Genomic DNA, 10,441 nt, shown 5'->3' with positions numbered 1-10,441 from the left:
CCACGGCCAAACACTCCCAGAGCAGATTGGATAGCGATGAAGGATGACTACTCGCTCATCCGGGAACACATTGAGGCGGTGGTCGACGGATTCGACAACTTTGAGGAGCGGATCCAGCATCCCGGGGGGTTCGTGCTTCCGAACCCTCCGCGGGACGCCAGAAGATTCGACACACAATCGGGTAAGGCTCACTTCACCGGCAACAAGCTCGAATTCATCAAGGTCCCCCCGGGCCGCCTGATTCTCCAGACGCTACGCTCACATGACCAGTACAACACCACCATCTACGGCAAGGACGATCGCTACCGCGGTATTCATGGCGGGCGCCGCGTGGTCCTGGTTAACGAGGCGGACATCGTGGAGATGGGATTCAGGGAAGGCGACCTGGTGCATCTGGTATCCGAGTTCCATGGGACCGAGCGGCGGGCCGAGAACTTCCGCATCGTCCCGTATTCGACCCCCAAGGGCTGCGCAGCAGCGTACTACCCGGAAACCAACGTCCTGGTGCCGCTCGATTCCGTCGCAGACACCAGCGGTACACCGACTTCCAAGTCCGTCGTCGTGCGGATGGAGAGAACCCAAATCTCGCTCTGAGATCGATCCGCGGCAGGTTGAGCATCGGGCAGGTTCGAGCAGCTATCGCTCGAACCTGCCGCTTTTGGTGGTGCGGGCTAGTTGAACGTGGAGGCGTCAATCACGAAGCGGTACCGTACGTCGGATGCAAGCACGCGCTCGTATGCCTCGTTGATCTTCTCGGCCGGGATCACCTCGATCTCCGCGCCGAGTCCGTGCTCGGCGCAGAAGTCGAGCATCTCCTGGGTCTCCCGGATACCACCGATCATCGAGCCGGCGAAGGACCTCCGGCCACCGATCAACGCGAAAGCGTTCACCGGAAGCGGCTCGGCCGGGGCACCAACGTTGACCAGTGCGCCGTCGAGTGTCAGGAGTCCCAGGTAATCACTGATGTTGATGGAAGCACTGACCGTGTTGATGATCAGGTCGAACGAGCCGGCCAGCTCAGCGAAGGTGTTCTCGTCGCTGGTTGCGTAATAGGCGTCTGCTCCCAGGCGAAGACCATCTTCCTGCTTCTTCAGCGACTGGGACAGGACGGTCACCTCTGCGCCCATGGCGTGCGCAAGCTTCACGGCCATGTGACCGAGACCGCCGAGGCCGACGACGGCCACCTTCTTACCCTGACCGGCGCCCCAGTGCCGCAGCGGCGAGTAGGTCGTGATACCCGCGCACAAGAGGGGCGCGGCGACGTCGAGCTCGATGCCCTCAGGGATACGGACCACGAAGTCCTCGGTTACGACGACGTGGCTGGAGTAGCCGCCCTGGGTGATCGATCCGTCGCGGTCGACGGCTCCGTAAGTGCCCACGTTGCCGTTGAGGCAGTACTGCTCCTCCCCGGCCTTGCAGTTCTTGCACTCCCGGCAGGAGTTGACCATGCAGCCGACGCCCACGCGGTCGCCGACGGAATGCTTCGTAACGTTGGATCCGATTTCGGTAACGACACCGGCGATCTCATGTCCGGGTGCCAGCGGGAACTGCTGCGGACCCCAGTCGCCGCGAACGGTGTGAATGTCCGAGTGGCAGATTCCTGCGTACTTGATCTCGATCAAGACATCGTTCGGTCCGACGTCCCGGCGTTCGATGGTGGTGGGTACCAGGTCCTCAGTGGCTGAGGGCGCGGCGTAAGCGGAAACAGTTGTAGGCATGGAGATCTCCTGTAAGGCGTATGTACACGTACGGGCTGTGAGGTTCTTAACCGGGGGAAGGCCGGATGTGTGCTCATTTCTACTATCCATCAAAGACCCTCACCTGCACGCGTGGGAGTGACGTTCCGTCCCGGTACTGCCAGACCCCCTGTGGAACCTGCATGCCATCCTGTCAGGGTATCGACAGTGCCTCCCATAGTTCGGCCGGTGGACCTACCGTTGGTGTATGGCTGATATGCGGGCGGATATTCGTGAATTCCTTAGTTCACGGCGAGCGCGGATTACCCCTGAGCAGGTGGGATTGCCCGTTTATGGCGGCACCCGTCGTGTTGCCGGTTTGCGTCGGGAAGAGGTGGCAATGCTAGCCGGCATGTCGGTGGACTATTACGTCCGCCTTGAGCGAGGGAACCTCGCCGGAGCATCCGAGAGCGTTCTTGATGCTCTTGCCCGGACCCTTCAGTTGGACGAGGCGGAACGGCAGCACCTTTTTGACCTTGCCAAGGCAGCCGGCCCGGCACGGAAATCTCGCGCAAAGCCGTCCGTCTCCGTTCGCCCGGAGATCCAGCAGGTCCTCGATGCCATGACGGATGCACCGGCGTGGGTGCGGAATGGTCGGCATGACGTCCTCGCGGCGAACAGACTCGGCCGCGCTCTCTACGCACCGGTGTTCGAGGACCCTCGCAGGCCGGTCAACACCACCCGTTTCATCTACTTGAATCCTGCTGCCCATGAGTTCTGGCGCGACTTCGACCAGGTCGCCAATGATGCCGCAGCGATGCTGCGTCTGGAGGCTGGGCGGAACCCGCATGATCCGGAGCTCATCAAGCTCGTGGGCGAATTGTGTACGCAGAGCGAGCTTTTCAGTGCCCGATGGGCGTCGCGTGATGTGATGTTCCACCGCAGCGGCGTCAAACGCCTGCACCACCCGGTGGTGGGCGACCTTGATTTGAACTACCAGTCAATGGAGCTGCCCGGCGACGGCGGCCTGGTCATGAACGTTTACACCGCTTCGGCGGACTCGCCGACAGCGGACGCCCTGCGGCTGCTCGCTTCCTGGGCTGCCTCCCATGAGGAGGCCGTTCCTGAGGGTGCTCCCTCCGACGCCGGTGGAAGATCCTGAAGCGGCGTAGGAAGAACGTGGAGTTCTTCCTATGCCGCTTCTCCTGGCGCGTCAGGCGCTGGTAGCGTCCTGCACCTCACCGACGAGTTCCTCGAGGATGTCCTCGAGGAAAAGCATGCCGGTGGTGTTTCCTTCTGCGTCAAAGACCCGCGCCACGTGGGCGCCGGTGCGCCGCATGGTAGCCAGAGCATCTTCAAGGTCGCTACTGCGGTAGGCAGAGGCAAGCCGGCGAATACGCTTTTGGGGAACGTGTGTCACGAAGGCCTCAGGTGTGGTGAGGTCCATGACGTCCTTGAGGTGCAGATAGCCGGAGGGTTCGCCGTCGCGGGTCAGGATGTAACGGGAGAACCCGTGCTCGCCGACGGCCCGCTGGATATCGGCCGGGCTGGCGCTCTCTTCAAGGTGAATGATTGTTTCGATTGGCACCTCGACGTCCGCAACGGTCTTTGACGTGAACTCGAAAGCTTTGGTCAGGGTCCCGCTGCCGTCCGCAAGCATGCCTTCTTTAGTGGATTGCTCCACGATGGTTGCCACCTCGTCCAGCGTGTAGGCACTGGTCGCCTCGTCCTTTGGCTCGACCCTGAAGAGGCGAAGTATTCCGTTCGCAATCCCGTTCAGCGTCCAGATCACCGGCTTGACGACCTTTGAAACGAACACCAGGGGTGGCGCGAGTAGCAGCGCTGCTCGGGTCGGAACCGAGAACGAGATGTTCTTTGGAACCATCTCACCAAGGACCACGTGCAGGAACGTCACCAGCAGCAGAGCCACGATGAATGCAATCACACCGACGGCTTCCGGCGGTATCGGCGTAAGCGCCAGCGGGTACTCAAGCAGGTGATGAATTGCCGGTTCGGACACGTTGAGGATGACCAGCGAGCATACGGTGATTCCCAACTGGCTGGTTGCCAGCATCAGGGTGGCGTGTTCCATCGCCCAGAGGGTAGTTTTCGCCGCCTTGCTGCCCGCATCGGCCTTGGGCTCGATCTGCGAGCGGCGGGCAGAGATGACGGCGAATTCGGCGCCGACGAAGAAGGCGTTCGCAGCCAGGAGCACGAACAGCCAGATGATTCCGGGCAGGTATTCACTCATGGACGGCATCCTTGATCAGGCGGTCTACGAGCTGGTCGTGAGCGCTGGCGGGTTCACCCTCGGGTGTCTCGGTGGGGGTGAAGCGGATTCGCTCCACGTGGGAGCTGACCACCCGCTCCACCCGGAGCACGCCTCCATCGACGGAGACTTCATCTCCCAGTTCGGGGATGCGGTCCAGCTCGTCGGTCATGTACCCGGCTACGGTGTCATACTCCTCGCCCTCGGGCACGTCGATGCCGGTGCGTTCCTTCAGCTCGTCGGGGCGGAGCGCCGCGTCGAAGGTGATGGACTTGCCCGTGCGGATGACACCGACATAGGCGCGGTCGTGCTCGTCCTCCAGTTCGCCGACAATCTCTTCAATGAGGTCCTCGAGGGTGGCGATTCCCGCCGTGCCGCCGTGTTCGTCGGTGACGATGGCAACCTGCAGTCCTTGCTGGCGCAGCAGGCCCAGGAGGGTATCCACGCTCATGGACTCAGGTACCCGGAGAGGTTCGATCATCAGCTTCTCAGCGGTAGTGACCGCCCGGTCTTCCATAGGGACGGCGAATGCCTGCTTGAGGTGGATGACGCCGCGGATGTCGTCGCTGTCCTCGCCGATCACGGGGAAACGGGAGTACCCGGTAGCGACGGCCGTAGCGATGATCTCCGAGGCCGTGTCTGTGGTTTTGACCGATGTCATACGCACTCGGGGCGTCATCACATCGGCCGCAGTGTGGTCCGAGAACAACAACGTCCGGTGCAGCAGCTCCGCGTGGTCTTGGTCAAGGGAACCTTCGAGCGCAGATCGGCGAACCAAAGAACTGAGCTCTTCGGCACTACGGGCTCCGGAAAGCTCCTCCTTGGGCTCGATACCGAAGGATCGGATGATCTTGTTGGCCGTGTTGTTGAACAGCACGATAATTGGCTTGAGGACCGTGGTGAACAGGGTCTGGAACGGCACAACGAACTTAGCGGTCTGGCGGGGCAGTGCAAGTGCGAAGTTCTTCGGCACCAGCTCACCGATCACCATCGAAAACACGGTCGCTATGAGGATTGCGATGACCGTGCCGATCCCCGGCACTATCGCTTCCGGCACGCCCGCTCCCAAGAGCGGTCCGCGGAGCAGCGAGCTGATTGCCGGTTCAAAGGTGTAACCGGTCAACAGCGTAGTCAGTGTGATGCCGAGCTGGGCGCTGGATAGATGCGTCGAAGTGATCTTCAGCGCTTTGATCGTCGGCTTGAGGCCTTTTTCGCCGCGGGCCTGGCGTGCTTCCAGATCCCCGCGGTCCAGGTTGACCAGCGCAAATTCGGAAGCAACGAACATACCAGTTCCGACCGTGAGGATCAGGCCGATACCGATCATGACCAACTCATACATGGTGCCGCCCCCCATCCTCGATCAGCCGAAACACGGCATTCAAGCGGGTGAGGGGCATGGGTCTATGTGAAGGAGGGTCATCCATAATGCATTCGATTCTATCGAATGCTGGGGTGCAGGGAAATCTGCACCAGCGGGTTCCGATAGGCTCGTAGCTTACGTCTGACGGCAAGGAGAGAGACGCTACGTGACTGAGAACCAGAATTCCGCGGCCGAGTTCGACCCGGACGCCTCCGGAGAACAGTCCCCGCCAGCCCTCGAAGCCTTGATCGGCCGCATTGAGGAAGAAGTACGGAGGCTGCAACTGGCGAAGTTCAGCCAGGAAGACGCCCTTGCGCTCGGACTCCTCATCGTGGAGCTGGCGACCGAACGGGACATGCCGGTCGCCGTCGACATCAGGCGCGGAGAGCACGTGCTGTTTCACGTATCTCTGCCGGGCGCCACCCCGGACAACGACATCTGGGTGGACAAGAAGGCACGCACAGCCGAGCGCTACAGCATCCCGTCCCTTCTGGTGGGCCTGCGCGGCCGACGTGGAGGCGGTCGCATCGAGGACAACGCGTGGTTCGACGAGGGAAGCTATGCAGCCCATGGCGGCGCATTTCCTGTCTTCGTGCGCGGGACAGGACCGGTTGCCGTCGTCACGGTGTCCGGCCTCCCCCAGACGGAGGACCACGACCTCGTGGTTGAGGCGCTGACGAAGTTCAGCCGGCGCAAGAAGAAATAGTCATCACTTAGCGGCCGGCGTCAGGGACTCGATGAGCCCTTCAATCCTGGTCCGAATCTCGTCGCGGATGGGGCGCACGGTCTCCACTCCCTTGCCTGCCGGGTCCTCAAGCACCCAGTCCTCGTAACGCTTGCCCGGGAAGAACGGGCACTCGTCTCCGCACCCCATGGTGATGACGACGTCGGACTCTTTGACTGCCTCGGTGGTCAGCACTTTCGGGATCTCGCTGCTCATGTCGATCCCGACCTCCGCCATGGCCTCGACCGCGGACGGGTTGATCTTCTCGGCGGGTTGGGAACCGGCGGAGCGGACCTCGATGGAGCCCTGCGAAAGGGTGGTGAGGAACGCGGCGGCCATCTGTGAGCGCCCTGCGTTGTGCACGCAGACGAACAGGACGGACGGCTTCTTGCTGCTGTCGGTGGTCATGACTTCTCCTGAGTGACTGAGGCAGTTGGGGTAACGGGGGCGAAAAAACGCTTCTGCGCCCACAGGGCGGCATAAACGAGCGTGACGAGCGCCGGCACTTCAATCAGAGGCCCGACGACGCCGGCGAGCGCCTGCCCGGAGGTGACACCGAAAGTGCCGATTGCCACCGCGATGGCCAGCTCGAAGTTGTTTCCCGCGGCGGTGAAGGCGAGCGTCGTCGTTCGTGCATACCCAAGGCCGAGCCACTTGCCGGTCAGCATACCCGCGGCGAAAACCACCAGGAAGTAGACAAGAAGCGGGAGGGCGATCCGGGCGACATCGAGCGGCCGGGCGGTGATATTTCCGCCCTGCAGTGCAAAGAGCAGCACGATCGTGAACAACAGGCCATACAGTGCCCATGGCCCGAGCCGGGGCAGCAGGGTGTTCTCATACCAGTGCCGGCCCTTGGCCTTCTCACCGATCGTCCGGGTGAGGAATCCGGCGAGCAGCGGTATCCCCAGGAAGATCAGCACGGAAACCGTGATGGCCCGGAAGGAAAAGTCGGCGCTGGTAGTGGCGAGGCCGAGCCAGGACGGCAGGACCTGAAGATAGAACCATCCAAGCGCACCGAACGCGATGACCTGGAAGACGGAGTTGATGAAGACGAGCACCGCCGCAGCTTCGCGGTCGCCGCAGGCCAGGTCGTTCCAGATCATGACCATGGCAATGCAGCGGGCGAGACCCACGATGATCAGGCCGGTGCGGTACTCCGGCAGGTCCGGCAGGAAGATCCAGGCCAGGGCGAACATGAAAGCGGGGGCCAGCAGCCAGTTGAGTGCGAGGGACGCGGCCATCAGCTTCCGGTCGGCGATCACCCGCCGGGTCTGGTCGTAGCGGACCTTCGCCAGCACCGGATACATCATCACCAGCAGTCCCACCGCGATCGGCAGGGACACCTCGCCGATCTTGACGGCGTCGAGGGAGGTGTTAAGCCCGGGAACAAGCGCACCCAGCGCGAGACCGAGGGCCATGGCCAGGATGATCCACAACGGGAGGAACCGGTCCAGGGCGGACAACCTGCCGACGACGGCGGCTCGGGGGCCGAGCGGCGGCGCGGCGACGGTGGGGGTGCTCACGAAGCTCCTGCACATAGATTGATGAGAATCGATATGAATACCACCAGCTATATCGATCGTTGTCAATCCAAGGTGCATAATGGGTTGATGACCGCTGCCCAAACCCTTCAGACTTCGGTGGACGACTCCTGCTGCCTCCCCTCGGGACAGCCCGCGCTCAGTGCAGAGGATGCACAGCAGCGCGCCGCCCTGTTGAAGGCGCTGGCCGACCCGAACCGGCTGCGGCTGCTCTCCATCGTCAAGGCCGGAGAATCAGGGGAAGCCTGCGTCTGCGATCTGACTGAACCCCTGAACCTTGGTCAGCCGACCGTCTCCCACCACCTCAAGATTCTCGTCGAAGCGGGTTTGCTGCGTCGTGAGAAGCGTGGCACCTGGGCCTACTACTCCATGGTTCCTGGTGCGCTCGACAGGGCGGCAGGCCTGCTCACCTCGCTCTGAGGTTCCCGCAGCGAGGGTTCCACCAGCGAGGTGAGCTGGGAGTGTTCACCAGCGGGGGTGCACGGCCTCCCTGAAGTACCGGTTATAGATGTCAGCGACACCATCGCTGATCGACAGACCCAACGGCGTCTCCCCAGCGGCCTCAGCATTCGCCCGCGCCTGGGCAGGCGTACGGGCGCCCGGGATCACGGTGGTTACCCCATCCTGGGCGACGATCCAGGCGAGCGCCGCCTGGGCTGTGCTCACGCCGTCGGGAACAAGGGCGTTGAACTCCTGAACCGCTGCCAGCCCGGTCTCGAAGTCCACACCGGAGAACGTTTCGCCAACATCAAAGGCTGAACCGGTTCGGTTGTAGTTCCGGTGGTCGTCCTCGGGGAACTCGGTGTCCTTCGTGTACTTCCCGGACAGGAGTCCTGAGGCAAGGGGAACCCGGGCAATGATTCCCACCCCTGCTGCTCCAGCTGCCGGGAGCACCTCATCCAGCGGCTTCAGGCGGAAGGCGTTCAGGATGATCTGCACGGTCGCCGTATTCCCACGCTGAATCGCCTCGAGCGCCTCGTCGGTACGCTCGACGCTCACGCCGTAATGGCGAATGACGCCCTCGTCCACGAGGGTATCCAGGGCGTCATACACCTCGGCGTTGCTGTAGACGGGGGTCGGTGGGCAGTGCAGCTGAACCAGGTCGAGCGTGTCCTGCTGCAGGTTCCGCCGCGAACGGTCCAGCCACGACCGGAAGTTGGCCAGGTTGTAATTCTCCGGAACCTGATCCATCCGGCGCCCCATCTTGGTTGCGACCGTGATATCGAGCTCCGGATTGGCCTTGAGGAATGACCCGATGGTCTGTTCACTACGACCATCACCGTAGACATCAGCGGTGTCGAAGAAATTGACGCCCGCTTCGACGGCACCTTCCAGGACCGCGATGGCGTCCGACTGGTCGACCTCACCCCAGTCGGCTCCGAGCTGCCACGTTCCGAGGCCGATGGTCGATACCGGGCGGCCGGTCTTTCCGAGAATGCGTTGTTCCATGGGTCGACTATATTGCCCCCGCTACAGTGCAGGCGTCCGCGGCGGCGCCACCCTGCGGGAACCGGTCGCTTCGAACGCGGCCGCGAGACGCAGCAGTTCGTTGTCGGTATAGGCGCGGCCGGCGAAGGTCAGTCCAACCGGCATGCCGATATCGGACATCAACCCCATCGGTACCGTCACCGTCGGGATGCCCAGGTGGCGCGGCACCAGGTTGCCGTTGGATACCCACACCCCGTTCCGCCAGGCCAGGTCCGCGGAGGCAGCGTTGGAATCGGTATCCGCGGGGCCGACGTCGGCCGCTGCGGGGAAGATGACAGCGTCCAGTCCGTGCGCATCCATCCACTCGTGGAGGTCAACCCGTCGGGTTTCCTCCAGCCCACGGACGCCGTCCGCCAGGAGCGGGATGTCGGTCATGGAACCCACTCCGTGCCGGCGGACGAAGTCGGGGTATTCGGCGATGTCGTCGTCGAACCCGGTGTACCGGTCCGGGAGGGCGCCATTCGGAGCAGGGAAGATGGTGGCGCCGTCCACGTCGGCGAGGCTCGACAGGTGGGGGTCACCGTTGGCCTGAAGGAAGTCTTCCCAGGCCCAGGCTGACAGATCCACGATTTCCCGCTGCAGGTACTCCGGACTCACGAGCCCGCGGGAATTGATAGTCGGCGCTCCCGGCCGGTCACCCTCATAGTTGGAGACCACGGGGAAGTCCACCTCCACCACCTCGGCGCCCGCGTTCTCCAGGTCACGCCGAGCGGCTTCCCAGAGCTCGATGACCGACTGCCGCGTCTCGATCCGCTGCCCCGTAGGGCCGCCGATGCCGGGCTTTATGGCGGTGCCGGCGTCGTCGTCCTTGTTGATGTACATGCGGGGCACACCGAACCGCTTGCCCTTCAGGGCGGCGGGACCCGCTTCGAGGGACCTGTACGACGACGGCCGCACCTCCGATGCGCGCGGCACGGAAACCCACGGCTGGACGCGCCAGAAATCGCCGCGGGTTTCCGTATCGTCGGCGACGATGATGTCGAGGACCTCGAGCATGTCCGCCATGGTGCGGGTATGCGGCACCACCACGTCCATGGTGGGAACCAGCGGCCAGTTGCCCCTGACGGAGATCATTCCGCGCGAGGGCGTGTACGCGCACAGGCCGTTGTTCGATGCCGGTGCACGGCCCGAGGACCACGTCTCTTCCGCCAGCCCGAAGGCCGCGAAGCTGGCAGCGGTTGCCGTGCCGGATCCGTTGGAGGACCCGGACGCAAAAGCTGCAGTGAGGTAATCGGCGTTGTAGGGACTCTCGGCCCTTCCGTAGACCCCGCGCTGCATGCCGCCGTTTGCCATCGGCGGCATATTGGTCAGGCCGAGCAGGATGGCTCCCGCGTCGCGCAGCCGTTCAATGGTGAAGGCGTCTTTCTGGGCGATAAGGCCCTG

Annotated in this window: 11 protein-coding genes; 4 read left to right on the top strand and 7 right to left on the bottom strand. The window is 63.1% G+C overall.

Annotation, left to right across the window (positions count from 1 at the left end):
• Nucleotides 1-594, top strand: a 594-nt coding sequence (locus tag RIF85_RS09610; RefSeq protein ID WP_309071689.1) for a molybdopterin dinucleotide binding domain-containing protein, incomplete at its 5' end; no start/stop codon positions are given.
• 77 nt (nucleotides 595-671) lie between these two features.
• On the opposite strand, the gene RIF85_RS09605 is transcribed toward RIF85_RS09610, so the two are convergent.
• Nucleotides 672-1,718, bottom strand: a complete 1,047-nt coding sequence (locus tag RIF85_RS09605; RefSeq protein ID WP_309071688.1) for an NAD(P)-dependent alcohol dehydrogenase — start codon at nucleotides 1,716-1,718, stop codon at nucleotides 672-674.
• 226 nt (nucleotides 1,719-1,944) lie between these two features.
• Here RIF85_RS09605 and RIF85_RS09600 point away from each other — a divergent pair, with 226 nt between their 5' ends.
• Entirely contained in the window at nucleotides 1,945-2,838 is an 894-nt protein-coding gene (locus tag RIF85_RS09600; RefSeq protein WP_309071687.1) for a helix-turn-helix transcriptional regulator, read from the top strand.
• A 51-nt stretch (nucleotides 2,839-2,889) separates the two neighbouring features.
• Here RIF85_RS09600 and RIF85_RS09595 read toward each other — a convergent pair whose 3' ends face one another.
• Nucleotides 2,890-3,927, bottom strand: coding sequence for a hemolysin family protein (locus tag RIF85_RS09595; RefSeq protein WP_309071686.1), 1,038 nt, complete (start codon nucleotides 3,925-3,927; stop codon nucleotides 2,890-2,892).
• Nucleotides 3,920-5,284 carry a hemolysin family protein gene (locus RIF85_RS09590; RefSeq protein ID WP_309071685.1) on the bottom strand — a complete coding sequence of 455 codons (1,365 nt, stop codon included), beginning with the start codon at nucleotides 5,282-5,284 and terminating at the stop codon, nucleotides 3,920-3,922. The genes RIF85_RS09595 and RIF85_RS09590 overlap by 8 nt, the downstream gene beginning before the upstream one ends.
• 187 nt (nucleotides 5,285-5,471) lie before the next feature.
• Between RIF85_RS09590 and RIF85_RS09585 the strand changes: the two genes are divergently transcribed.
• Nucleotides 5,472-6,011, top strand: coding sequence for a heme-degrading domain-containing protein (locus RIF85_RS09585; RefSeq protein ID WP_309071684.1), 540 nt, complete (start codon nucleotides 5,472-5,474; stop codon nucleotides 6,009-6,011).
• A gap of 3 nt (nucleotides 6,012-6,014) precedes the next feature.
• Here RIF85_RS09585 and RIF85_RS09580 read toward each other — a convergent pair whose 3' ends face one another.
• Together RIF85_RS09580 and arsB are read right to left on the bottom strand one after the other, a co-directional pair.
• Nucleotides 6,015-6,437: an arsenate reductase ArsC gene (locus tag RIF85_RS09580; protein WP_309071683.1), complete on the bottom strand. Its 423-nt coding sequence runs from the start codon at nucleotides 6,435-6,437 to the stop codon at nucleotides 6,015-6,017.
• Nucleotides 6,434-7,552, bottom strand: coding sequence for an ACR3 family arsenite efflux transporter (arsB, locus tag RIF85_RS09575; protein WP_309071682.1), 1,119 nt, complete (start codon nucleotides 7,550-7,552; stop codon nucleotides 6,434-6,436). The genes RIF85_RS09580 and arsB overlap by 4 nt, the downstream gene beginning before the upstream one ends.
• Before the next feature lie 87 nt (nucleotides 7,553-7,639).
• On the opposite strand from arsB, the gene RIF85_RS09570 reads away from it, so the two are divergent.
• On the top strand, nucleotides 7,640-7,990 hold the full coding sequence (locus RIF85_RS09570) for a metalloregulator ArsR/SmtB family transcription factor (RefSeq protein WP_309071681.1): 351 nt from the start codon (nucleotides 7,640-7,642) through the stop codon (nucleotides 7,988-7,990).
• A 45-nt stretch (nucleotides 7,991-8,035) separates the two neighbouring features.
• On the opposite strand, the gene RIF85_RS09565 is transcribed toward RIF85_RS09570, so the two are convergent.
• Together RIF85_RS09565 and RIF85_RS09560 are read right to left on the bottom strand one after the other, a co-directional pair.
• A complete protein-coding gene (locus RIF85_RS09565; protein ID WP_309071680.1) occupies nucleotides 8,036-9,019 on the bottom strand; it encodes an aldo/keto reductase in 984 nt (327 codons plus the stop codon).
• A gap of 21 nt (nucleotides 9,020-9,040) precedes the next feature.
• A partial coding sequence (locus RIF85_RS09560; RefSeq protein ID WP_309071679.1) for an amidase occupies nucleotides 9,041-10,441 on the bottom strand: 1,401 nt, incomplete at its 5' end.

This window comes from Arthrobacter sp. (assembly GCF_031179385.1).
GTDB lineage: Bacteria > Actinomycetota > Actinomycetes > Actinomycetales > Micrococcaceae > Arthrobacter_D.
Note: the sequence above shows the minus strand (reverse complement) of the source record. Positions and strands in the feature narration are given on the sequence as shown.